Origin of the sequence: Hydrogenophaga sp. ZJX-1, from assembly GCF_048590325.1 — a bacterium.
Lineage (GTDB): Bacteria > Pseudomonadota > Gammaproteobacteria > Burkholderiales > Burkholderiaceae_C > Hydrogenophaga.
In genome coordinates this window covers 58,940-82,200 of record NZ_JBMBRA010000004.1, presented here as the reverse complement: position 1 = coordinate 82,200, position 23,261 = coordinate 58,940, and the positions used below count along the sequence as shown (strand labels likewise).

At 66.6% G+C, this 23,261-nt stretch carries 16 protein-coding genes; 8 read left to right on the top strand and 8 right to left on the bottom strand.

Annotated features, from left to right (window positions below; translation table 11 throughout):
* Positions 1-10 precede the first annotated feature (10 nt).
* The 4 genes from ettA (at position 11) to ACN5W5_RS12345 (ending at position 5,264) form a co-directional block, all read left to right on the top strand.
* Positions 11-1,672 carry an energy-dependent translational throttle protein EttA gene (ettA, locus tag ACN5W5_RS12360; RefSeq protein ID WP_420048809.1) on the top strand — a complete coding sequence of 554 codons (1,662 nt, stop codon included), beginning with the start codon at positions 11-13 and terminating at the stop codon, positions 1,670-1,672.
* Between the two features lie 215 nt (positions 1,673-1,887).
* Positions 1,888-2,319 (top strand): GNAT family N-acetyltransferase, encoded by a 432-nt coding sequence (locus tag ACN5W5_RS12355; protein WP_420048808.1) that lies wholly within the window; start codon positions 1,888-1,890, stop codon positions 2,317-2,319.
* A gap of 203 nt (positions 2,320-2,522) precedes the next feature.
* Positions 2,523-3,077, top strand: coding sequence for a DUF1415 domain-containing protein (locus ACN5W5_RS12350; RefSeq protein WP_420048807.1), 555 nt, complete (start codon positions 2,523-2,525; stop codon positions 3,075-3,077).
* A gap of 105 nt (positions 3,078-3,182) precedes the next feature.
* On the top strand, positions 3,183-5,264 hold the full coding sequence (locus ACN5W5_RS12345; protein ID WP_420048806.1) for a DUF1631 family protein: 2,082 nt from the start codon (positions 3,183-3,185) through the stop codon (positions 5,262-5,264).
* Between the two features lie 10 nt (positions 5,265-5,274).
* Here ACN5W5_RS12345 and ACN5W5_RS12340 read toward each other — a convergent pair whose 3' ends face one another.
* The 8 genes from ACN5W5_RS12340 to ACN5W5_RS12305 form a co-directional block, all read right to left on the bottom strand.
* On the bottom strand, positions 5,275-6,606 hold the full coding sequence (locus ACN5W5_RS12340; RefSeq protein ID WP_420048805.1) for a TAXI family TRAP transporter solute-binding subunit: 1,332 nt from the start codon (positions 6,604-6,606) through the stop codon (positions 5,275-5,277).
* A 43-nt stretch (positions 6,607-6,649) separates the two neighbouring features.
* Positions 6,650-8,236, bottom strand: a complete 1,587-nt coding sequence (locus ACN5W5_RS12335; protein WP_420048804.1) for a methyl-accepting chemotaxis protein — start codon at positions 8,234-8,236, stop codon at positions 6,650-6,652.
* Positions 8,237-8,431: 195 nt separating this feature from the next.
* Positions 8,432-8,797, bottom strand: a complete 366-nt coding sequence (locus ACN5W5_RS12330) for a copper-binding protein (RefSeq protein WP_420048803.1) — start codon at positions 8,795-8,797, stop codon at positions 8,432-8,434.
* Between the two features lie 21 nt (positions 8,798-8,818).
* The gene (locus tag ACN5W5_RS12325; RefSeq protein ID WP_420048802.1) at positions 8,819-9,295 is read right to left on the bottom strand and encodes a DUF411 domain-containing protein; all 477 of its coding nucleotides are present in this window, start codon (positions 9,293-9,295) and stop codon (positions 8,819-8,821) included.
* 29 nt (positions 9,296-9,324) lie between these two features.
* Positions 9,325-9,561, bottom strand: coding sequence for a cupredoxin domain-containing protein (locus tag ACN5W5_RS12320; protein WP_420048801.1), 237 nt, complete (start codon positions 9,559-9,561; stop codon positions 9,325-9,327).
* Positions 9,562-9,980: 419 nt separating this feature from the next.
* Positions 9,981-10,364 carry a hypothetical protein gene (locus ACN5W5_RS12315; protein ID WP_420048800.1) on the bottom strand — a complete coding sequence of 128 codons (384 nt, stop codon included), beginning with the start codon at positions 10,362-10,364 and terminating at the stop codon, positions 9,981-9,983.
* Between the two features lie 67 nt (positions 10,365-10,431).
* Positions 10,432-11,214 (bottom strand): DUF1223 domain-containing protein, encoded by a 783-nt coding sequence (locus ACN5W5_RS12310; protein ID WP_420048799.1) that lies wholly within the window; start codon positions 11,212-11,214, stop codon positions 10,432-10,434.
* A 60-nt stretch (positions 11,215-11,274) separates the two neighbouring features.
* Positions 11,275-11,928, bottom strand: coding sequence for a cation transporter (locus ACN5W5_RS12305; protein WP_420048798.1), 654 nt, complete (start codon positions 11,926-11,928; stop codon positions 11,275-11,277).
* A 76-nt stretch (positions 11,929-12,004) separates the two neighbouring features.
* On the opposite strand from ACN5W5_RS12305, the gene ACN5W5_RS12300 reads away from it, so the two are divergent.
* The 4 genes from ACN5W5_RS12300 to ACN5W5_RS12285 all read left to right on the top strand — a co-directional run bounded on the left by ACN5W5_RS12300 (position 12,005) and on the right by ACN5W5_RS12285 (position 23,257).
* Complete coding sequence (locus ACN5W5_RS12300) at positions 12,005-12,475, top strand: Cd(II)/Pb(II)-responsive transcriptional regulator (protein WP_420048797.1); 471 nt, start codon at positions 12,005-12,007, stop codon at positions 12,473-12,475.
* Positions 12,476-12,599: 124 nt separating this feature from the next.
* A complete protein-coding gene (locus ACN5W5_RS12295; protein WP_420048796.1) occupies positions 12,600-14,330 on the top strand; it encodes a ShlB/FhaC/HecB family hemolysin secretion/activation protein in 1,731 nt (576 codons plus the stop codon).
* A 63-nt stretch (positions 14,331-14,393) separates the two neighbouring features.
* Positions 14,394-22,955: a filamentous hemagglutinin N-terminal domain-containing protein gene (locus ACN5W5_RS12290; RefSeq protein WP_420048795.1), complete on the top strand. Its 8,562-nt coding sequence runs from the start codon at positions 14,394-14,396 to the stop codon at positions 22,953-22,955.
* A complete protein-coding gene (locus ACN5W5_RS12285; protein WP_420048794.1) occupies positions 22,952-23,257 on the top strand; it encodes a hypothetical protein in 306 nt (101 codons plus the stop codon). Before ACN5W5_RS12290 ends, ACN5W5_RS12285 begins: the two co-directional genes overlap by 4 nt.
* The last annotated feature ends 4 nt before the right edge of the window (positions 23,258-23,261 follow it).

Genomic DNA, 23,261 nt, shown 5'->3' with positions numbered 1-23,261 from the left:
CAGGACAGCAATGGCTCAATACGTCTTTTCCATGAACAAGGTCGGCAAGATCGTGCCGCCCAAGCGTCAGATTCTCAAGGACATCTCGCTGTCCTTCTTTCCCGGCGCGAAGATCGGCGTGCTCGGCACCAACGGCTCGGGCAAATCGACGCTGCTCAAGATCATGGCCGGCATCGACAAGGAAATCGAGGGCGAAGCCATCCCGATGCCGGGCATCCGCATCGGCTACCTGCCCCAGGAACCCAAGCTCGACCCCGAGCAGAACGTGCGCGAAGCGGTCGAGGCCAGCATGAGCGGCGTGCGTGCTGCGCAGAAGCGCCTGGAAGAGGTGTACGCGGCCTACGCCGAAGAAGATGCCGACTTCGATGCCCTGGCGGCCGAACAGGCCCAGCTCGAAGCCATCATTTCCACCGCCGGCACCGACAGCGAACACCAGCTCGAAATCGCCGCCGACGCGCTGCGCCTGCCGCCTTGGGACGCCAAGATCGGCCTGCTCTCCGGCGGTGAAAAACGCCGTGTGGCCCTGTGCTGCATGCTGTTGTCCAAGCCCGACATGCTGCTGCTCGACGAACCCACCAACCACCTGGACGCCGAGTCGGTCGAGTGGCTGGAGCAGTTCCTGAAGCGCTTCCCGGGCACCGTGGTCGCCATCACCCACGATCGCTACTTCCTGGACAACGCGGCCGAGTGGATTCTCGAACTCGACCGTGGCCACGGCATTCCCTACAAGGGCAACTACTCCACCTGGCTGGAGCAGAAAGAAGCCCGCCTGGAGCAGGAGCAGCGCACCGAAGACGCGCGCACCAAGGCCATGAAGAAGGAGCTGGAGTGGGTGCGTCAGAACCCCAAGGGCCGCCAGGCCAAGAGCAAGGCGCGTCTGGCGCGCTTTGAAGAGCTGAGCGACGTCGACTACCAGAAGCGCAACGAAACCAACGAGATCTTCATTCCCGTGGCCGAGCGCCTGGGCAACGAGGTGATCGAGTTCAAGAACGTCAGCAAGAGCTTTGGCGACCGCCTGCTGATCGACAACCTGAGCTTCCAGATCCCGGCCGGCGCCATCGTCGGCATCATCGGCCCCAACGGCGCCGGCAAGTCCACGCTGTTCAAGCTGATCTCGGGCAAGGAGCAGCCCGACAGCGGCGAGGTCAAGATCGGCCAGACCGTGAAGATGGCCGTGGTGGACCAGAGCCGCGACGACCTGGCGAACGAAAAGACCGTGTGGGAAGACATCTCGGGTGGCCTGGACATGATCACGGTCGGCAAGTTCCAGATGCCCAGCCGTGCGTATTGCGGCCGTTTCAACTTCTCGGGCGGCGACCAGCAGAAACGCGTCGGCAGCCTGTCGGGTGGTGAACGCGGCCGTCTGCACCTGGCCAAGACCCTGGCCGAAGGCGGCAACGTGCTGCTGCTGGACGAACCCTCGAACGACCTGGACGTGGAAACCCTGCGTGCCCTGGAAGACGCGCTGCTCGAATTCGCCGGTTGCGCGCTGGTCATCAGCCACGATCGCTGGTTCCTCGACCGCATTGCGACCCACATCCTGGCCGCCGAGGGCGACAGCCAGTGGGTGTTCTTCAACGGCAACTACCAGGAGTACGAAGCCGACAAGAAGAAGCGCCTGGGCGAAGAGGGCGCCCGTCCGCACCGGTTCCGCTACAAGGCGCTGAAATAAGGCGGTTCAGCGACCGGGTTGCGCCGATTGGTGCGGGAGCCCGTTCACAGTACCAAAAGCCCATCGGTGACCGGTGGGCTTTTTCTTTTTCAATGGGGCGTCCATTTTTCAACCAAACGGGGGGTCAAACCGGCATCAACAACGTCGCTGCTGGCACCTTCCGCCGCGCACCGGTGCGACACATTCTGAACGTGAAGATTTCACAGGGAGCACACATGAAGCTGGTATGGTCCGATTCCATTGAGAACGTCGACTGGAGCGAGCTCGCGGCGCTCTACCGTGCTGCCCCGCTCGGGAACAAGCTGCCGGCAACCCTGCAGATGGCTTTCACCCACAGCATGTTCAGGTGCTTCGTTCGTGAAAACGGTGTTCTTGTGGGCGTTGGCAGGGCACTGGCCGACGGCACGGACTGCTCCTACATCTGCGACGTGGCGGTCATGCCCAGCCATCAAGGCACAGGTCTGGGCAAGGCAATCGTCGCCAAACTGCTGGCCTTGTCCGCCGGCCACAAGAAGATCATTCTCTATGCCGTCCCCGGCAAGGAGCCGTTCTACAAGAAGTTCGGCTTTCGGCGCATGCGCACCGCCATGGCCATTTTCGAGAATCAGGCGCTGGCGGCCGAGCGCGGCTACATCGATGAACCCTGAACCGCTCACAGCCCTTTGCCGGCGCCGCCAGCGGGCAGGTGCCTGACCGCTTGCGGGCACTGCCGGGCCGGGGACCGCTTCGCGTTGACCGCACAGCCTCTCCGGTCGGTGGTGTAACGCCCTGTACCAGTCTGGAATCGACCACCCCCAACGTTTACCATGGCGCACTTTGCCAGCCGAACCGCCCAACACCGCACCGACCCATGAACACGCCCGACGACGCCACCATCCTTGCCGACACCCGCCACTGGATCGAGAAGGCGGTGATCGGGCTCAACCTGTGTCCGTTTGCGCGTTCGGTCTATGTGAAGAACCAGGTGCGCATCGTGGTGAGCCATGCACGGCACCTTGACGCGTTCCTCGACGAACTGGACCACGAGCTGGACCTGCTGGTGAACACGCCGGCCGAAGAGGTCGACACCACGCTGCTGGTGCACCCCACGCTGTTCCCGGACTTTTTCGTCTTCAACGATTTCATGAACGTGGTGGACGACGTCGTGACCGAGCACGAGATGGAGGGGGTTATCCAGGTGGCGAACTTCCACCCGCAGTTCCAGTTCGAGGGCGTCGAGCCCGACGACATCAGCAACGCGACCAACCGCGCGCCCTACCCGATGCTGCATCTGTTGCGCGAGGAGAGTGTGGAGCGTGCGGTGGCTTCCGACGCGGGTGACGCCGAGAAGATCGTGGAGCGCAACATCGCGACCCTGCGCGAACTGGGCTCGGCCGGCTGGCAAGCCGTGCTTTCAAAACCATGAACTGCGCAGTTTTTTTGGTTACTTTCGGGCTTTGGGGGTGAGGGGCCTGCCCATAATCCGGACAAGTGAATACTTTCTTTTCTGGCGACACATCCACCCATTGCCATGAGCGCAAGTGCTGATTCCCCTTTTGATGTCTGTCTGAGCGAGGCGCTTGTGCTGTCGCGTGGCTGGGTGCCACGCTGGTTGGGCAAGCTGCTGGAGACGCTGCACCAGCGCGAAACGTCGGCGGGCAACCTGAATGAAAAACAGGTGTTTTCCCAGGCGCGTACCGCGCTGGTCGGCTACCGTGATCTGCTGGCCAGCCGCTTCATTGCCGAGATCGCCGAGGTGGTGCAGGGTTCGACAGCGCCCCAGGGGAATGCCGGCCCGGCGCGCAGCCTCCGGTCGTTGAGCTTTGACGATCTGGAGCTGATGGACCACCAGCAGGTGCAGGAGACCGTGGAGCTCGCACGCGTGCAGCAGGTCGTCAAGATGGCCGCCGACGAGGAACTGGTCGCCTTCAATGCCCGCCTGTGTCGTGCTCAAGGGTACGACGTGGTGCGCATCGAAACCAACCCGCTGCGGCCCGAGGCGGTGGTGGGGGCGCTCATGAAAGCGCTGTCGGGCCTGCATGTTGACGAAGCCGTTCGCGCGCGCTGGTTGCACGCCGGTGCCGTGACGTTGGGCAACGAGCTGCAGCAGTTTTACCGAACACTGACCCTGTTGCTCGACGGCATGGGCGTGCAGCCCGCAGGCTACGTGGTGGTGCATGCCGCCAAGGCCCGACCCGCAGCGTCTGCAGCGCCTTCGGCGGAGCGATCGGACAGCGTGCCCGCGACCTCCATGCTCGGCAGCGATGCGCTGCTCACGCTGGACCACCTGCACCAGCTGCTGGTGGGCAACCTGGAGCAGAGCGGCGGTGCGGTCACCGACCAGGGCACGTCGGGCTCGGGCAACGCCATGGTGCGCACGCTCGCGGCCGAGGTGGTCACGCTGATGCTGCGGCGCATTGCCGAAGACCAGCGCTTGCTGCAACCGGTGCGCGACATGGTGCAGCGCCTCAAGCCCGCCTTGCTGCAGCTGGCACGCACCGATCCGCGGTTTTTTGCCGACCGGCACAACCCCGCGCGGCGCCTGCTCGACGCCATCACCACGCAGAGTCTGGCGTTCACCAGCGAGCAGGATCGCGGGTTCATGGCCTACGCGCAGCGCGTGCACGAAACCGTGATGGCCCTGCAGGCGCCGACGCAGAGCCTGCCGGAGTTGATGCCCGTGCTGTTGCAGCGCTTCACCGAGGCCGACGCCGCCATCGCCAGCCGCCAGGCGCCCAAGCGGGGTCTGGCGATGAAGACGCTGGTGCGCGTGGAGCAGCGCCATCTGCTGGCCGAGCGGGTGGCCATCGAGTTCCAGGCGCGCAACGATTTCGCGCGTGCGCCCGGTGTGGTGCGGCGCTTTCTGACCGGGCCCTGGGCCCAGGTGGTGGCGCAGGCCCGCCTGGATTCGGCCGAACAGGGTGAGGCTTTGCCGGCGGACGCAGCGGCGCACCGCTACATGAGCGTGCTGCCCGATCTGCTGTGGTCCAGCCAGCTCGCCCTGGCCAGCCTCAACCGGCCGCGGCTGATCAAGGTCATTCCTGGCCTGCTGCGCACCTTGCGCGAAGGGCTGGACGCGATCGACTATCCGCGCCCGCAGGCGGAGAGTTTTTTCGGAACCCTGATGGGCCTGCATGAAGCGGCCTACAAGACCCAGCGCAACGGGTCGCAGCCGCAGGATGACTCGCCGAGTCAGCAGGACCCGGACGGGTATGAGATGTGGATGCAGCCGGAAGAGGCGCGCGACACCGGGTTCATGGAAGACCTGGCGATCGACACCCAGCCGGCGTTCCTGGACACCCAGCCGGTGACGATGCGCGATGAGTTGACCCGGGGAGAACCTGGCTTGTCTGGCGGATCGCTCACCGTGGGGTGCTGGGTAGACCTGATGGAGCAGGATCAGACGTTGCGCTGCCAGCTGAGCTGGGCCAGTCCATACGGCACCATGTTCCTGTTCACAGCCCCCAACGGGCGTTCAATTTCGCTCACGAAACGCGGGCTGGAACGGCTGCAGGAGCTGGGCCGTCTGCATGTGGTGGCGGATCACGGCGTGGTGGACGAAGCGCTGGATGCGGTCGCGCGCCAGGCGCTGCTCAACTCCGGCAAGGGCTGAGCAGGTCGCTTCAGGTGCGTTGCAGCAGCTTCTGCCGCACCAGCGCGATGTTGTTGCGCAGGGCGTAGAGCTCATCGGTGTAGGACAGCGGAACCACCACCTGTTCCACCTTGTTTTCCAGCGTGTCGAGCTGTTCGAGCAGCTCCGACAGCGGCACTGGATCGTCGTTGTCCTGGCTGCGCTGTTCGATGGTGCGCAATTGCCCGTACCAGCGGAACACGCGTGAGCGGATACGGAACGCGTAGAGCGGCGGCACGATGCGCGAGAGCGGCAGGGCCAGCGCCAGGATCAGGCCCATGGCCAGCCACATGCGCTCGACCAGGTTGGCGAGCCAGAACGGCAGGTAGCGCTGCAGAAACGGCGGGCCGTTGCGGATCGCGCGCACGGCTTCCGGTGACAGAGGCACTTCGCTGTGCTCCAGACTCGGGTATTCGCGCGCCCGGCTGAACCAGCCGCCACTGCCATGCAGGTCTGTCGCGGTCTGGGCAAACAGCTGCAGGATGGCAGGGTGGGTCTTGGCACCGGCCAGCAGGCTGGTGGTGGAGGCCACCAGCCGCACGTCCTGCGCCGGCACGTTGGCCGAGAGATCCACCACGCCCTGGGGCATGACCACCGGCGTGAGGTAGGCAAAGCGGCGCGAGTAGGCCTCGCTCTGCGCAAAGTCGAGCAGGCGCACACCCGGCGACTGCAGCAGCATCTGCACCATGAGCGACTCGGGGGCCGAGGCGAACACCAGGGCATCGAGTTCGCCGTCCAGGAAGGCCACGGTGGCGGGGGTCTGTTCGAGCTCGCTGAGCCGCATGGCACCGTGGTCGATCCGGTTGACGTCGAGCAGGGTGTTGAACAGCCGGGGCACACCGCTGCCGGGTGTGCCCACATTCACGCGCCCGCCCTGAAGTTCGCTCAGGTTGGTGATCGAGGGCGACTTCTTCAGGCGTTGCGCGGCGTCTTCGCGGTAGAACAGCCACAGCGGTTCGACGAACAGGCTGCCCAGCGAGACGATGGATTCTTCGTCGTCGTAGCCGATGTCGGCGCTGCCGCCCTGCACGAAGCCGATGTCGGCCTTGCCCGCGCGCAGCAGTTCGAGGTTGGCCGAGGAACCCTCCGAGGGCAGCAGTTCGACGGTGATACCGTAGCGCGCGAGCGCGGTGGCGTAGCGTTTGCCGAACTCGTCGTAGGCGCTCTGTGCCGGGCCGGTGGCGAGCACCACGCGCTTCGGCGGATTGGGGTCGAGCCACCAGTAGGTGAGCGACAGCAGCGCCAGCGTGAGCAGCGCAAACGGGCCGATGGAGACCGCCAGATCGCGCAGCGACAGCAGGGTGTAGCGGATGTTTTTGGACATGGCGTTACCTTAGCACGCAGCTGCTGCGCGCCGGTGGCGGCGCTCACCCGTGTCCGGGGCTGCGCTGGTCGCTCAGACGGAAGATCTGCACCGCCTCGTGCATCACCTGGGCCTGGCCCTGCAGCGAACTGGCCGCGGCGGCCAGCTCCTCGACCATGGCCGAGTTCTGTTGCGTCACGTTGTCGAGCTGCACCACCGCCTGGTTGATCTGCGACAGGCCCATGGACTGTTCCTGCGAGGCGCCGGTGATCTCGGCGATCAGGCCGTTGACCTGCTGCACCGCGCCGACCACGTTGCTCATGGTCTTGCCAGCGTTGTGCACCAGCTGGCCGCCTTGCGACACCTGACTGGCCGACTCGTCGATCAGCAGCTTGATCTCTTTGGCCGCGGTCGAGGTGCGCTGGGCCAGGCTGCGCACCTCGGCCGCCACCACCGCGAAGCCGCGACCCTGTTCGCCAGCGCGCGCGGCTTCGACCGCGGCGTTGAGCGCCAGGATGTTGGTCTGGAAGGAAATGCCTTCGATCACCTGGATGATCTCGCCGATGCGGCTGGACGAGCGGCTGATCTGGTCCATGGTCGAGACCACCGCGCCCATGGCGTCGTTGCCCTCGCGGGCGACCTCGGTGGCGCGGGAGGCCAGCAGTGCGGCTTCGCGTGCCGAACTGGCGCTCTGCTCCACCGTGCTGGTGAGCTGCTCCATCGAGGCGGCGGTTTCTTCGAGGCTGCTGGCCTGCGCTTCGGTACGCGCGGAGAGGTCGTGGTTGCCGCTGGCGATTTCGCTGGACGCGACCTGCACGCCTTCCACTTCGTGGCGCACGTCGGTGACCACGGCCTGCAGGTTGACGTTGAGCTGGTTCAGGGCGCGCGCCAGGTCGCCCAGTTCGCCGGAGGTCTGGCCCTGGAAACGGGCCGACAGGTCGCCCGCGGCCATCTGGTTGGCAAAGTTCACCGCATCCTCCACCGGTCGCACCATCAGGCGGCGCATGAAGGCGGCGGCCGCGAGGGCCAGCAGGGCGGTGGCGCCAAACGCCGCGTAGTGCACGGCGTCGGGCAGGCCTTCGGTGGCGCTTTCAATGGCTTGCACAAGAAACGCCAGCGTGATCGTGATCGCGCCCATCTTGCGGCCCAGGGTCGGGCGGGTCCAGCGCTGCACGGTGCCGCGCCAACCGGTGCGCACCACGCGGGCGCGGTGCAGCGCGACACCGGGGTGGCCGCTTTCGGCCTCGGTGCGCATGCGCTGGTACAGGGTTTCAGCGCCTTGGACCTGTTCGCGGGTGGGCTTGGTGCGCACCGACATGTAGCCCACGGTCTGGCCGTTTTGAACAATGGGTGTGGCGTTGGCCATGACCCAGTAGTGGTCGCCGTTCTTGCGCCGGTTCTTCACCAGTGCGGACCAGGGTGAGCCGCTCTGCAGCGTGGCCCACATGTCGCGAAAGGCTTCGGACGGCATGTCCGGGTGGCGAACCAGGTTGTGCGGCTGTCCGATCAGTTCCTCACGGCTGTAGCCGCTGACCGCCACGAAGTTCGGGTTGCAGTAGGTGATGCGGCTTTGCAGGTCGGTGGTCGAGACCAGTGTGACCCCGTCGGGTACGACGAACTCGTTGTGTGTGACGGGGAGGTTGGTTCGCATGGCTGGGCTCGGTGAGTGGGGTCGGTGGACTGGCTGTGTCCTGTATCGAACCCAGCGTGGCTGGACTTGAGTCTACGGGCGGTCTTTCCGGTCAAAAACCCGAATTGGGCGACCTGCGGCGGTCAATCCTTCCCCATGTTCAAAAAACGAGCGCTTTGGACTTCACCGGTCGCGTGTCGACGCCGCCCAAACGCGTCACTCGTCACGTTGCAGCGTCAGCACCATGTAGCTGCCCAGGCGCTTGTCGGCCGTGAACTTCACGCGGTCGCCCGGCTTGAGCTGATCCAGCAGGGCCTTGTCTTCGACCACGAACACCATGGTCATGGGCGGCATCTCCAGGTTGGGAATCTCCCCGTGTTTGAGGGTGATCTTGCCGGCGCTCAGGTCCACCTTGCGGACCTCGGCCGCCACCAGCGGCAGGCTGGCCGCTGGGGCCGCGGCTGGCGATGCCGGAGCCGGCGTGGTCGTCTGGCTGTGGACGATGGTCGCGCTCCCGATCAGGACGAGGGCGGCCAGACGGGCGGCGAGGCGTTGCAGGGAGTGGTTGGAAGGTTGGGACATGGAATCTCTCCTGAGGGGTGATCAGCTGCGGAAGTAGGACTGGTAGACGCGGCCGCTGCCGTCGGGCAGCACCAGCACCACGTCGTGCGGGTCTTTGCGGCCACCGTATTCGGGGCCGTCCATGCCCGGGCTGCCAATCGGCATGCCCGGCACCGACAGGCCGATGGCCTTGGGCTTCTCGGCCAGCAGGCGGCGGATCTCGCGCGCGTTGACATGGCCCTCGACCACGTAGCCGCCGATCAGTGCCGTGTGGCACGAGGCGTATTTCTGCGGCAGGCCCAGGCGCTGACGCACCGCGGTGTTGCCGGTCTCGAAGACCTGCACCTGGAAGCCGTCGCGCTGCAGGTAGCTGATCCAGTCCTTGCAGCAGCCGCAGCTCGGGTCTTTCCAGACCTGCAGCACGGGCAGTGCCTTGGCCGATGGTGTGGCGGCCCAGGCGGGCAGGGTGGCCGCGGCCAACAGGGCAGGGGCGGTGATGAGAAGGGAACGTCGTTGCATGGTGTGCTCCAGATAAAAAGAGTGAGGGATCAGGCCAGGGGCGTGACGCGGATGGTGCCGCGCATGCCCACGTCGATATGGCCGGGCCGCGGGCAGGCGAATTCGAAGTCGCGCGCGCGGTTGAAGGTCCAGGTGATGTCGCTGCGTTGACCGGCCGGCGCGTGGGCCATGTAGGGCTCGTCGTGCTCCATGTCGGGGTATTTTTTCATCATCTCGGTGCGTGCCTGAAGTTCTTCGGGCGTGCCGATCACGATCGCGTGCAGCACTTTGCCGCGGTTGACCGCGCGCAGGCGAAGCGTTTCGCCTCCTTGGTTCCAGCGGCGATGCCCCAGGGCTTCTGCTCCTTCACGACCGGGGGCGCCGCAGCGCCACTCTCGTGCTTCTCACCGTGGGCGCTGGCCGGGCGGTGGACCAGCCAGGCGGCCAGGGGGCCAAGGCCAGCCATTGCTGGCACCGACGGCGGGTGGGTGCGGTGTGTGCCATGGGTGGTTGGTCTTTTGCGGTGTGCTGGAATGTCAAGGCGGGTGGCCAGCGCAACGAGCGCAGGTCGCCGGCCTTCAGTGGATGGGGACAAGGGTGGCGGCTGCCACCGAAAAACGGTCATGAATGCCTCCTGAAAATCCGAAACGACCTCCGCTGGCGCACCGGCGCGGGCCGGCGACGGACGCACCTGTGGCGTGGATCTTCAGGAAATGGGGGGTTTGACGCCTTGCCGCAACTCGGAGCTGGCGAAGCGTTCGACGCGCGAGGCATGCTGGGGATGCATGGCCGTCAGGGCCAGCAGCGCGGTGGCCGATGCGGCCATGGCCGGGCCGTTGCAGATGTCGCAGGCGCCGTGCTGCTGGGTGCCATCGTCATCGGTGCCCGCGTCGGTGGCCAGGCTGGCCATCTCCAACAAAGGCGGCGTCAGCTGTGCGGTAGACGCTGCGGACGGTGGCGCGTGGTCCGGGCAGCCGGCGTGGGCCGCCGGGCTGGTGGGGTTCGCCTGCATGGAGAACGCCATGACCTCGCCCACCCAGCCGCGCACGGGCAGCAGGGCGATCATGAGGGCGATGAGGAAATGGCGCATGCAGGTAGATGATATGGCGGGCGGTGCAGAAGTTCCTCGGACGGTCGCAAGGGGATGAGGGGCCGCGTCACGAACAGCGCAGGGTGAGTGCTTGCAGGGGGCGTGTCCAGCCGCTGTCGGTGACCACAAAAGCCACACGAAGATCGGCCGTGCCGGCGGGCAGGGTGATCTCCACGGTGTGGGCCTGAGCGGCCGGCCAGGCGGGCAGGGGCTGGTACAGCCGCACCACATGGTCGTGTCTGAGGTGTTCACCCGCGTTCTCGCCCCGTGTGACCTTGCTGCTCAGCCCGTCCTGCAGCACGGCCCAGTAACCCGCCAGCGACGTGTTGGCAGGGCTGGGGCCGATGTGGGCCGTGACCTTGTCGCCCGTCCGGCTCAGGCGCAAGGCCGGCGCCTGCGCCGCTGGCAGCGGGGGCAGTTGCTTTGCGGTCTGGCCCCGCCATCCGCGGTGATCCCGCCCGTTGAGCACCACCTGTGGCGTGTAGACATAGGGGGCCCCGAGCGCGGCCTTGATGCGGTGCTGGCGCGCGGTCGTCTCCGGAGTGGCAAAGCGGTCCAGCCAGCCGAGGTGGTTCCAGTAGCTGACGTGAAAGGCCAGGGCCATCACGCCGTCTTCCGGCTTGAGCGTCGAGAGCCATTGGTCTGCCGGCGGGCACGAACTGCAGCCTTCGGAGGTGTAGAGCTCCACCACCGCCGGCGGGGTGCTGCCCGCGCGGGCCAGGCAGGTTTGCGCGGCCGCTGGTGGCATCCAGCCGGCGCTGGCCAGCAGCGGCAGGCTCAGCCAGAGCGGGCGAAGGCGCCGAAGCGATTTCGGGGCACAGGTCTGGTGAAGATTCCGGTCGTTTGACATGGCGCTCTCCTGTGGAATGGAGATGGGTCGCCTGGCCGCGCCAGACCTTACAGCCCGGATTCAATGCGCGTGACCATGGGCCTGCCGGCCACCCAGTTCACCGCGTGCCTGGCGCACCACAGAGATCCCGGCCGAGATCGCCAGCGCGGCCATGACGCCCGCCACCGCCAGGTCGGGCCAGGCCGAACCGGTGCCGAAAACGCCGAGCGCGGCGAGCATCACCGCCACGTTGGACAGCGCATCGTTGCGCGAGCACAGCCAGACGCTGCGCATGTTGGCGTCGCCGGTACGGAAGGCGTACAGCAGCACGGCCACGCCCGCATTGGCCAGCAGGGCAATGAACCCGACCACGCCCATGGTGAACGGCTCGGGCATGCTGCCCGCCTGCAGCATCCAGCCCGCGCGGGCCAGCACGAAAACGCCATAGGCGAACATGGTCACGCCCTTGATGAACGCGGCACGGCTGCGCCAGACCAGCGCCATGCTGAGCACCGCCAGCGAGAGCGCGTAGTTGGCGGCGTCGCCAGCGAAGTCCACCGCGTCGGCCAGCAGCGAAACCGAGTTGGCCTGCAGGCCGGCGATCAGTTCGACGAAGAACATGGTGGCGTTGACGGCGAGCGCGATCCACAGCGCCTTGCGCCAGCGCGGGTCGATGGTCTGGGCGGCGTTGGCGGTGTCGGTGGAGCAGCTGGAATGGCAGGAGGTGCAGGCCATGAAAAGGGGCTTTCGTTGGGAGTGGGCGAGGTGGCGTGTCATGATTGGAAACCTTGAAGCCACTTGAAGGTCAAGCATGACGGCAGCACCTTTGTCCACGACGCCACAGCACCGCATCGGCGAGGCCGCCCGGCAATCCGGCGTGAGCACGGCCAACATCCGTTACTACGAACGCGAGGGCCTGCTGCAGCCGCAGGCGCGGGCCGGCAATGATTACCGGCTCTACAGCGAATCGGACATCCACCGGCTGCGTTTCGTGCGCCAGTGCCGTGCGATGGACATGTCGCTCGACGAGGTGCGCACCCTGCTCGGGCTCGACCTGAACAACAAGGCCGACTGCGCCACCGCCAGCGGGGCGCTGGACGAACACCTGGGCCATGTGCGCCAGCGCCTGACCGAACTGCGCGCGCTGGAAAAAGACCTGCTCGCGCTGCGCAAACGCTGCGACGGCACGGACGACCACTGCCACATCATCGAGGCGCTGCACCAGCGGGCCGATGCGGCGCTGCCCGAACCCGCTGGCCCTGTGCCCCGGCGCCACGTCTGAGGGAACCCGCTGCAGACGATGCGGCGTGCAATTTGTCACGGTTGCGAAAAATCGGCAGGTGTCAAAAATTGAGGTCCATTGAACTACCTTAGGCTGGCGCGCTTCGTTTTGGTGGTTCAAAAGAATGAAAAGAGAATATGTGGGGGGTCTGCGTCGCAGGGCGCTGGACTGTTCGATCTGCGGCTTGCTGGCGGCCACGCCCAGTGCTTTTGCCCAGCAGGCCTTGCCGGATCCGAGTGTTGAGCTGCGCCGTCAGCAAGACAACGAGGCCGCCCGGCGCGCGCTGGTCATACCCACCGACCGGCTGGCTCCGAAGGACCTGCGAGCAGAAGAGGGCGAGCGATTGCCGGAAGGCGAGTCACCCTGCTTCGACATCAAGGAACTGAGGCTGGTTGGCCCCGATGCCGCTGGGTTCACCTGGGCAGTGCGTGCGCTGGCCGGACCACGGGGAGACGACCCGCCCCTGGGCCGTTGTCTCGGTGTCCAAGGTATCAATCTGGTCCAGAAACGGCTGCAAAACGCCATCATGACCCGGGGCTACGTCACCACGCGGGTGATCGTGGAGAACCAGAACATCTCCAGCGGGGTGCTCAGCTTGCGCCCCATCGGGGGGCGGCTCGCACAGGTGGTGGTGCCTGACTCAGTGCGCGGGCACATCCATGCGGCAGCGGCGCTGCCCGCGGGTCCAGGCGACCTGCTCAACCTGCGCGATGTGGAGCAGGCCCTGGAGAATCTGCAACGGGTTCCCACGGTCCGGGCGGATCTGCAGATCGCTCCGGGCCAGGAGGCGGGTCTGAGCGACCTGCTACTGAACTGGACGCAGGACCGGCGCTGGCGCCTGGGCGTGTCGCTCGACGATGCCGGCAGCGACAGCACCGGCAGGTTCCAGGGCACCACGACCGCATCGGCCGACAACCTCCTGGGCCTGAGCGACCTGGCCTACGTCAGCTTCACCCGGGGTTTTGGGGGCGGCGAAGGCCCTTCGCCCAAGGGCAGCCAGGCCCTGGTCGCGCACTACTCGGTGCCCTGGGGTTTTTGGCTCTACAGCCTCAATCTCAGCCGCAATCACTACCACCAGACCGTGGTGGGCGCTTTCGACAACTACCGTTACTCGGGCGAGAGCGATCACATCGAACTCAACGTCGATCGGGTGCTCTGGCGCAACAACCGGCATGTGACGACCGCCCATGCCAGCCTGCAACGCCGGACATCGAACAACTTCATCGACGATACCGAGGTGCTCGTCCAGCGGCGGGCCGTTGCGTCGCTGGTCTGGGGGCTGTCGCACCGGATGTACTGGGGTCCTGCCATCCTCGCGGGTGATGTCACGTTCAAGCAAGGCCTCAGCGGGCTGGGCACCCTGCCGGCCCCGGAAGAGGCCTTTGATGAGGGCACCAGCCGCTACCGCCTGACGACCGCCAGCCTGAATGCCCAGGTGCCGTGGAAGGCGCTGGGAAGCGCCTGGCGCTACAGCGCCACCGTGCGCCTGCAAAAACACCACACCCGGTTGACGCCCCAGGACCGTTTCAGCATCGGCGGGCGCTACACCGTTCGGGGTTTCGACAACGCGGCCTCGCTGGTGGCCGAAAGCGGTGTGGTCTGGCGCAACGAACTGAACTGGTCACCGAGCTGGGCGCTCGGGCAGTCGCCCTACCTGGGCTGGGACATGGGGCGGGTCTCCGGCCCCTCCGCGGCCAACCTGCCGGGCACCACCCTGGTCGGTGCCGTCCTGGGCGTCAGAGGTCTTCTGGGTGGATTCCAGTACGACTTTTTCTGGGGCAAACCCATCAGCAAGCCGGCCGAACTCAAGGCTTCGTCCAGCACCTGGGGCTTCATGCTGCACCGCGGTTTCTGACCCGCCGGCACCAGCCGCCGGCCACGGCCGGCCAACAACGATATCGATGGAGGGAGTGAGCAAATGAACAAGCATTGTGGACGTTGGGTATTCAGCAAGATCCGGGGTTGCCTGATGGTGGTGGCCGAAGCGGCCAAAGGGCAGGGCAAGGGCGGCGGCGCACGCGGCGAGCGCAGCCGCGCACCGGTTGGCGGCGCCTCGGGCACCGTGCGCCTGGTCAACACCCTGGCCTTGTCGGCCATGCTCACCCAGAGCCTGCTGCAACCCCTGCAGGCGGTGGCGCAGATCCGAGCCGACAACACCGCCCCTGGCGCGCAGCGCCCCACCGTGCTGAGCACTGGCAACGGCTTGCCCCAGGTCAACATCACCACGCCCAGCGCCGCCGGTGTCTCGCGCAACCGTCTCTCGCAGATGGACGTGGACAGCCGCGGCGCCGTGGTCAACAACAGCCGCCCCAACACACCCACGCAGATCGGCGGCTGGGTCCAGGGCAACCCCTGGCTGGCCACCGGCGAGGCGCGCGTGATCCTGCTGGAAGTCAACAGCCAGAACCCCAGCCACATCAACGGCTTCATCGAGATCGCCGGTCAGCGTTCGGAGATCATCGTCGCCAACCCCGCCGGCCTGAACGTCAATGGCAGCGGCTTCATCAACGCCAGCCGCGCCACGCTCACCACCGGCGAAGTCAACCTCAATGACGCGGGGGTCAGTGGCTACACCGTGCGTGGCGGCACGATCACCATAGGCAGCCAGGGCTTTGATGCCAGCCTGACCGACTACACCGGCATCCTGGCGCGCGCCGTCGCCGTCAACGGGCCGGTGCGCGCCAACCAGCTGAACGTCATCACCGGCGCCAACCAGATCGAGGCCGACGGCCAGGGCGCTGCGCCCACCGCCGGCAGCGGCCCGGCGCCCAGTTTCGCGCTGGACGTCTCGCAACTCGGCGGCATGTACGCCGGCAAGATCACGCTGCTGGCCACCGAAGCGGGCGTGGGCGTGCGCAACGCGGGCGGTGTGCAGGCCGGCACCGGTGGCCTGAGACTCTCCGCCAACGGCGACCTCGTCAACCAGGGCAGTCTTGCTTCGCAAGGCAGCGCCAGCCTGAACAGCAGCGGGCGCTTTGACAACAGCGGCAGCCTGAGCGCCGGTGCTGCGCTGAACGTGCAAAGCACGGGCTCGGTCACCAACAGCGGCCAGCTCCGCAGCGGCGGGGCGCTGACACTGCAGACCGCTGCCGACCTGGACAACAGCGGACAGATCGGCGCGGGGACCGACGCGACCATCGTCGCCGGTGGACGGCTGGACAACACGGGCGGTATGAGCGCGGGCACCAACCTCAGCCTGCAGGGCGCCCAACTGTCCAACGCGGGAAGTCTGAACGCCGGCCAGCAGCTGAGCCTGAGCTCGGCCGGGCGTTTCGACAACGCGGGCGAGATCGTGGTGCAGGGCTCGGTTCAACTTGTCGCTCCGCAAGGCATGGCCAACACCGGCAGCATCCAGAGCCAGAAAAACATCACCCTGACCACGGCCGCCGATGTGGTCAACAGCGGCAGCGTGGTGGCCGACGGCGCACTCGCCGTTCAGTCCGGCACCACCGTCACCAACACCGGCAGCCTCATGGGCGACCAGGGCGTGAGCATCCAGACCCCACAAATCATCGAGAACCGGGGCCACATCCTCAGCGGCGCGCAAACCACGCTGAGCGCCACCGACCGCATCGACAACCACGGCCTGATCGTTGGCGACGGCAGCATGCAGCTGGAAAGTGGCCAGCGCATCCGCAACCACAGCGATGCCCAGATTTATGCGGGCGGCGACCTGCAGGGCAGCGCTGGCCAGGCCATCCTCAACGAAGGCCGCATCGGCGCCGATGGCGACATCCGGCTCGAAACCCGGGCGGCCGATGGCCGCATTGACAGCACCACCGGCTCGGTGCTCAGCGCCGGCATGGACCCCGCTGGCGCCGTGCCGCTGGGCCAAGGCAGCCTGAGCCTGCTCGGCGGCAGCGCGGGCGCCATCGACCTCAAGGGCCTGACGCTGGCTGGCCAGAGCATCCAGGCCCAGGCCGGCAGCCTCAACCTGGACGGCCAGGACCTGTTGACACAGCGCATGGACCTGCAGGCCAGCCAGGGCGACCTGTTGGCGCAAGGCAGTTCGCTGCAGGCCGTGCAGCAGCTGCGGCTGGACGCAGCCGGTGAGCTGCGCACCGACAACGCCACCCTGGGCGCCACCCAGCTCGAAGTCACCGCCAGCGAATGGAACCTCCAGGGCAGTCAGCTGCAGCAGGTGGGCACCGCCGACCAGGCCGCGCGCATCCAGGTGGGCCAGCGCATCGACGCCAGCGGCGCCACCCTGGCCGTCAACGCCGGCTCGCTCACGCTGTCCAGCCAGGCACTGCAGCTGGACCGCACCACACTGACCCACAGCGGCACCGGCGCACTTGTGCTGCAAAGCCAGGGCCCGCAGACCGTGGTGGCCGACGACGCGCTGCTGAGCACCGGCGGCTCGCTGCGGCTTGACGCCGCCGCGCTGCAAGCGAGCCGCAGCCTGATCAGCGCGCAGACCGACGCCCAGCTGAGCGTGCAGGGCGCCATGACCGCCACCGAAGCCACCCTCGTGGCCAACGGTGCGCTGGGCGTCAGCGCCGGCAGCCTCAGCGCGGACAGGGCCGACCTCGTCGGCGTCGACGGCGGCGCCACCCTCACCATCGCCGGTGCAGCCAGCCTGCGCGAAGGCAGTGTGCAGTCGCGCGCGAACATCGGCATCAGCGCCCAGTCGCTCGACAGCACCCAGGGCCTGATCAGCGGGCAGGACATCAGCATCGACACCCATGGCGGTGCGCTGGGCAACGCCGACGGAGCCATCCTCGCCGCGCGCCACCTGAACATCGCCAGCGGCGCCATCGACAACCAGCGCGGTGTACTGCAAGGCGGCGGCAATGCCAGCATCGCCGCCAACGGCGCGGTCAACAACCAGGGCGGCCAGATCCTCGCTGGCGGCACGCTCACCCTCACCAGCAGCGACACCGTCGACAGCAGCTCCGCCAGCGGCGTGCGCGCCACCATCGCGGCGAACACCGGCCTGAGCATCACCAGCCAGGGGCTGATCAACCAGGGCAGCGACATCAAGAGCGCAACCGCCCTTCAGGTCGACGCCGGCGCTGGCGCCGTCGACAACAGCCAGGCAGGCCTCATCGCCGCCAGTGGCGCGCTCGACCTGCGCGGCGGCGCCCTGAACAACAGCCAGACAGCGGGCGCCAGTCAGGGCATCCAGGCCCAGAGCTTGAGCCTGAACGTGCACAGCCTGGACAACCGCAACGGCGCATTGCTCGCGCAGAACCAGTTGGCCGTCAGCGCCAGCGGCAGTCTGGACAACACGGGCGGCCTGCTGTCGAGCACCGGAACGCTGGCCATCACAGACCCGCAGGCCGCGGCCAACCCGGCCGCCAAGACCCTGGCCATCACCAACGGCGCTGGCGGTGTCATCGCCGCCAACGGCGCCACCGCCATCGACGCCCGCAGCCTGGACAACAGCGGTGTCATCGTCAACGCGGGCGACGGCAGCGACGGCAGCGGCGACCTGCGCATCGCGCTGTCCGGTGCGCTGGTCAACCGCACGGGCGGCTTCGTGCAGGCCGCCGACAGCCTGAGCGCGACCGTCGTCAGCGCCAGCAACGCCGGCACGCTCGAAGCCTCGAACGAACTGCAGCTGGCCGCCGGCAGTATCCACAACCAGGCGACAGGCGCCGTGCGCGCCGGCCTGATCGACCTGCAGGCCGGCAGCCTCAGCAACCAGGGCCTGGTCAACGGCAGCTTCACCCTCATCCAGGCCGGCACCGCCACCAACTCCAGCGGTGGCCGCATCTACGGCGACCAGATCTCGATCGCCGCCAACCAGCTGAACAACCAGGGCGGCGCGGGCACCGACCCCGTGATCGCCAGCCGGGGCGACCTCGATCTGGGCGTGGGCACGTTAAAGAACAGCGAAGGCGCCCTGCTGCTGAGCCTGGGCGACACCCGCGTGGGCGGCAGCCTGGACGCCAACGCCCGGGCTATAGGCAGCGCCGGCGCCTTCATCAACAGCAGCGCCGAAGTCGAGGTCTTCGGCAACCTCACGATCAACGCCGCCAGCGTGCAGAACGTCGATGCACACGGAACCAGCTTCGAGAGAAGCACCACCGAACACATCAAGGAATTCCTGCTGCTCGATGAGGACCACCCTCAGTACCTGCAACCCCTGAGCGAAGCCACCGGCGAGATGGACTGGCGCCTGGAGTACGACGAGCAGTACATGGCCCACTACCTCTTCGACGACGGCAGCCCCCATGTCGGGGGCAACCTGTGGCGCATCGACGAATACGACCGCACCATCACCGAAAGCGGCAGCTCCGGCCGCGACCCCGCGCGCATCAGCGTGGGCGGCAACATGACGGTCAACGCCGGCAGCACCGTCAACGACAAGAGCAGCATCCTCATTGGTGGCAACTTCCTGCTCACGGGCGGCAGCCTGCAAAACATCGACGGCTACCGCTCGCGCACGGTCACCGAAGACAACGGCACATCCCAGCTCTCTTACACGGAGCGGGGTTGGTACGACTGGTCGCGGCACTGGCGCCGATTCTTCAGCGACGCAGGCGAACGCCTGTCCACCCAGCAGACCGAGTACGAAGCCATCTCCGCCGAACTGGACTACCACACCAACCCCAACCACGGCAGCGCACGCCCGCAGGACGCACAGGCCGTCTCCGTGGCCAGCCTCGCCAGCGCGCCTACGGCCACCACGGCCACTGGCCTGAGCGGCACCCCCAACAACCAGCTCGGGCGGCCCGGCCCGGGTGTGGTCGTGCGCACCCTGCCTTCGGGCCTGGGCAGCGGTGGCCACGTCACGGGCTCCGGCGCCACAGCAGCATCGTCCGTCAACGCCCCACCCATCGGCCTGCCGTCCAACGCGCTGTTCCAGGTTCGCATCGGCGCGCCGGCGGGCTACCTGGTCGAGACCGACCCGGAGTTCACCAACCAGCGCCGCTGGCTGGGCAGCGACTACATGCTCACCCAGCTGGATTACGACCCGGCCACCCAGACCCAGCGCCTGGGCGACGGGTTCTACGAACAGAAGCTCGTGCGCGAACAGGTCGCCCAGCTCACCGGGCGGCGCTTCCTCGGCAGCTTCAGCGACGACGAAGCGCAGTACCGCGCCCTGCTCGAAGCGGGCGTGGCCTTCGCGCAGACCTACCAGCTCAAGCCCGGCATCGCGCTCACCGGCGCGCAGATGGCCCTCCTGACCAGCGACATCGTCTGGCTGGTCGAACGCACCGTGACCCTGCCCGACGGCCGCAACCAGCGCGTGCTCGTGCCCCAGCTCTACGCCCTGGTCGACCGCAAGACCGGCACCCTGCAACCCGGCCTGATCTCCGCCAAGGGCACGACCATCAACCTCTCAGGCGGCCTGTTCAACAGCGGCACGCTGGCCGCACGGGAGAACCTGGCCATCAACGCCGGCAGCATCACCAACGTGCTCGGCCAGATGCAGGGCAACAACGTCGACCTGCGCGCCCGCGGCGGCATCACCAGCATCCTGGGCCAGATCGCCGCGCGCCAGAACCTCAACATGAAGGCCGGGGGCGACATGGTCTTCGTCGGCGGCGGCATCAAAGCCGGGGGCAACGCCCGTCTCTCGGCCGGTGGCGACCTGCTGCTGCTGGCCTACGACACCGGCCGCCAGGTGCGCGCCCAGTCCCCGCGCGATGAAAACGGCAACCCGGTGGGCAAAGGCCCGGTATGGTCCTTTGAGAACAGCACCTACAACCAGACCGGCGTGGACATCCAGGTCGGCGGCAGCCTCAAGGCCAGCGCGGGCAAGAACCTCGTGGCCCAGGGCGTGAACGCCAACGTCGGCGGCAGCACCAGCCTCAGGGCGGGAAAGGACATGCAGCTCACCACCGCGCTCAGGGGCCACGTCAACAGCTTCGACTTCTACAACAAGTACAAAAGCGCCGGTGACCTGCTCAAGATCAGCCAGCGCATCAACAGCCGCGACATCGACCTCAAAAACAGCGGCAACAACTGGAGCAGCGGCGGGGGCGTGAGCCTGAAAGCCGGGGGCAACCTCAGCGTGGTGGGCGCGCAGATCAACAGCCAGGGCTACAGCGCCAGCGCCGGCGGCAGCTACCAGGAGCGTGCGGCTTACGACGTGAAAGAAAACGTCCACATCGAGACCACCAAGCGCACCGGATTTGGGGTGTACCTGGCCGACGCCACCAACAACACCCTGGCGATAGCGACCCTGGGCGAGCAGGGTGGCAAGACCGAGAAGGACCGCACCGAAACCCACATCGACAGCACCCGCACGGCCATCGTCACCGACATCAACGCCGGGGCAGGGGCGGTCAACCGCAACGCTGGCGGCGACGTGCTCATCGAAGGCTCGGTGATCCGGGGCGGGCAAGTGAACCCGCTCACCGCCGGTGGAACCGTCACGGCCGTGGCGGCGGTGGACACCCGCCACGTGGAGGACAGCGTCTTCACCAGCACCATCCGCTGGCAGAGCACGAAAAGCACGGGCCGCATTGAGCAGACCCTGCACATGCCGGAGATCCACGGCCTGCCCGCCAACATGAGCGCCTACCAGGGCGCCGGTGGGGTGAGCGTGCAACTGCCCGCCGGCTCGAACGTGCGCACGGCCATCGAGACGCTGTCGCAGAAGCCGGGCCAGGGTTACCTCAAAGAGTTGGGCAAGCGCAGCGACATCGACTGGCAGCGGGTGGAGGAACTGAACAAGAGCCTGGACTTCAGCAAGTCGGGCCTGACGCAGGAAGCCACCATCGTGGTCATCATAGTCGTCTCGATCCTGACCTATGGGGCGGCCAGCAGTGCGGGGACGGCAGCGGCCACCAGCGCCAACATGACGACCACCGCAGCGGCCGGCTCCGCTGGCGCCAGCACGGTGGCGGCCACAGGCGCTGGTGTCGCCGGCTCCGGCGTGGCCGCGGGCGCGGTGCTGACCACCACAGGTGCGGCAGTCGCCTCGGCGGTCACCGCCGGCCTCACCTCGCTGGCCAGCACGGCAGCGGTGAGCCTGATCAACAACAAGGGCGACATCGGCGCGACCTTGAAGGAGCTGGGCAGCGAAGACAACGCCAAGGGCCTGCTCTTGACCATGGCCACGGCCGGGCTGAGCAACGGCATCATCAACCAGGTCGGGCTCAGCGGTGTGGACGCCAACAGCACGGTGGGCCAGTTGTTCGCCAGGAACACCATCCAGGGCATCACCAGCGCGGTGCTGGAGAGCGCCGTGATGGGCACCAGCCTGGAAGAAGCGCTCAAGAACAACCTCAAAGGCGCGTTGATCAACACCGTGGCGGCGCAGGGGGCGGACGAGATTGGTGATGCCCAGCTTGGTGCGACAAGCAAAGCGCTGGCGCACGCGCTGCTGGGCTGCGCGATGGGCACGGCCACGGCCGGCAGCAGCAGTGGCTGTGCACCCGGGGCCACGGGCGCGGTGATCGGGGAGATCGTGGCGGGGCTGTATGGCGACAGCCAGAACCTTGGGGGCCTGGAGGAGAAGCTCAAGAACGACCCGAACAACGAGGCCCTGAAACAGCAGGTTGCCCAGATCCGCAACACCGTCACCGAACTGGCCAAGTTGACGGGTGCGGGCGGAGCGCTGCTGATCGGGGGCGACGCCTCAACGATGCAGATCGCCATGGGCACGGCGCAGAACGCGGCGGTGAACAACTACCTCAACCACAACAAGCCCACCAGCGTGGTGGCTTTGTCTGAGGTCGAGCAGTACGAGCGTGCGGTCAGTGAATGTGGTCCAAGCAACCCAGGGGCTTGCGCCCTGCGCGATGAATTGGCGCTGCGTTCAGCGGCACGCGACTATGCACTGAAAGATGCATGCTCAGGGCCGAGCGCAAGTCAAGCGGATTGCAATTTCCAGGCGCAACAGGCCATTGCCATGGGCAATGTGATCACAGGCAGCTACGGGGGCTTGGTTTATGCCAACAGCACCAACGGGGCCATTGGACTGAACACCGCAACGGTCGGGCCCGTCACGCGCCCGAATAGCTTCAACGACAATGTCAGCCAGAGCACTGCGGATGCCTTGGTACTCGCAGCAGGCGGGCAAGGCGCGTCAATATTGCGGCTTTCTGGCGCAGGCTTTGCCTTGGGGGCCGGCTTCGATGCTGCGGGACAATTCGTTCAAAACGGTTCCGTGCGTCCTGTGCAGAGTGTGGTGGCGGGTCTCACCGGGGCGGCTGGTTTGCCTTTGGCACTTAGGGGTGGCGTGTACACGACCGCGGCCACAGGTGGTGCGGTGGTCGGAGCGAATACGACATTCAACAACTTCTACTATGGAGAGAACACAAACGTGTGGTTTGCTGCGGGCTTGGGCGCAGGAGCATCGGTTGCCGGACCGTATGTGGGAAGGTACGTTGGGAGTGCTGTGGCACCTTGGGTGACCAACGCTCCAAGAATTCCAATGACTGGCACAGCTTACATTCCAATTCAAAGCCGTTGGCCCACGATGCCTGGGTACATCGGCGCGGCCACAGGCAACACCGTGGGCAACCTTCCCAGTTTCATTCCTTTGAGCAATGGCAACACACCTGGGAGCAAGCCATGATCAAACGATGGTTCAATGCCTTCAAACGCCATGAAGCACGTGTGACGGCACGAATGGAGAAACGTGCCCGTCTGGAGAAGTTCGGAGATTTGGTGTTCTGGGTCTTCGCGTTCGGTGCATTTTGGGCATACGCTTGGTATGGACACATCATCGGCCCCTGGGTGGACAATCTTATGGGTTGGGGACCACATGATGTTGATTCCGAAGGCAAGATCCGGTGGCGACAAATGTGGTCGACCGCTATCTGCCTACCGGGCATCATCGGGGCAACTGTGCTTTACCTGCGCAATCGACGTCACTGATTTT

Bases quoted from the DNA above. Each gene is read 5' to 3' on its own strand.
- ACN5W5_RS12340 (WP_420048805.1), bottom strand. From the start codon at position 6,606: ATGTCCAAAAACATCCGCTACACCCTGCTGTCGCTGCGCGATCTGGCG.
- ettA (WP_420048809.1), top strand. From the start codon at position 11: ATGGCTCAATACGTCTTTTCCATGAACAAGGTCGGCAAGATCGTGCCG.
- ACN5W5_RS12325 (WP_420048802.1), bottom strand. From the start codon at position 9,295: ATGCAACGACGTTCCCTTCTCATCACCGCCCCTGCCCTGTTGGCCGCG.
- ACN5W5_RS12300 (WP_420048797.1), top strand. From the start codon at position 12,005: ATGACGGCAGCACCTTTGTCCACGACGCCACAGCACCGCATCGGCGAG.
- ACN5W5_RS12305 (WP_420048798.1), bottom strand. From the start codon at position 11,928: ATGGCCTGCACCTCCTGCCATTCCAGCTGCTCCACCGACACCGCCAAC.
- ACN5W5_RS12295 (WP_420048796.1), top strand. From the start codon at position 12,600: ATGAAAAGAGAATATGTGGGGGGTCTGCGTCGCAGGGCGCTGGACTGT.
- ACN5W5_RS12315 (WP_420048800.1), bottom strand. From the start codon at position 10,364: ATGCGCCATTTCCTCATCGCCCTCATGATCGCCCTGCTGCCCGTGCGC.
- ACN5W5_RS12345 (WP_420048806.1), top strand. From the start codon at position 3,183: ATGAGCGCAAGTGCTGATTCCCCTTTTGATGTCTGTCTGAGCGAGGCG.
- ACN5W5_RS12335 (WP_420048804.1), bottom strand. From the start codon at position 8,236: ATGCGAACCAACCTCCCCGTCACACACAACGAGTTCGTCGTACCCGAC.
- ACN5W5_RS12350 (WP_420048807.1), top strand. From the start codon at position 2,523: ATGAACACGCCCGACGACGCCACCATCCTTGCCGACACCCGCCACTGG.
- ACN5W5_RS12290 (WP_420048795.1), top strand. From the start codon at position 14,394: ATGAACAAGCATTGTGGACGTTGGGTATTCAGCAAGATCCGGGGTTGC.
- ACN5W5_RS12285 (WP_420048794.1), top strand. From the start codon at position 22,952: ATGATCAAACGATGGTTCAATGCCTTCAAACGCCATGAAGCACGTGTG.
- ACN5W5_RS12355 (WP_420048808.1), top strand. From the start codon at position 1,888: ATGAAGCTGGTATGGTCCGATTCCATTGAGAACGTCGACTGGAGCGAG.
- ACN5W5_RS12330 (WP_420048803.1), bottom strand. From the start codon at position 8,797: ATGTCCCAACCTTCCAACCACTCCCTGCAACGCCTCGCCGCCCGTCTG.
- ACN5W5_RS12310 (WP_420048799.1), bottom strand. From the start codon at position 11,214: ATGTCAAACGACCGGAATCTTCACCAGACCTGTGCCCCGAAATCGCTT.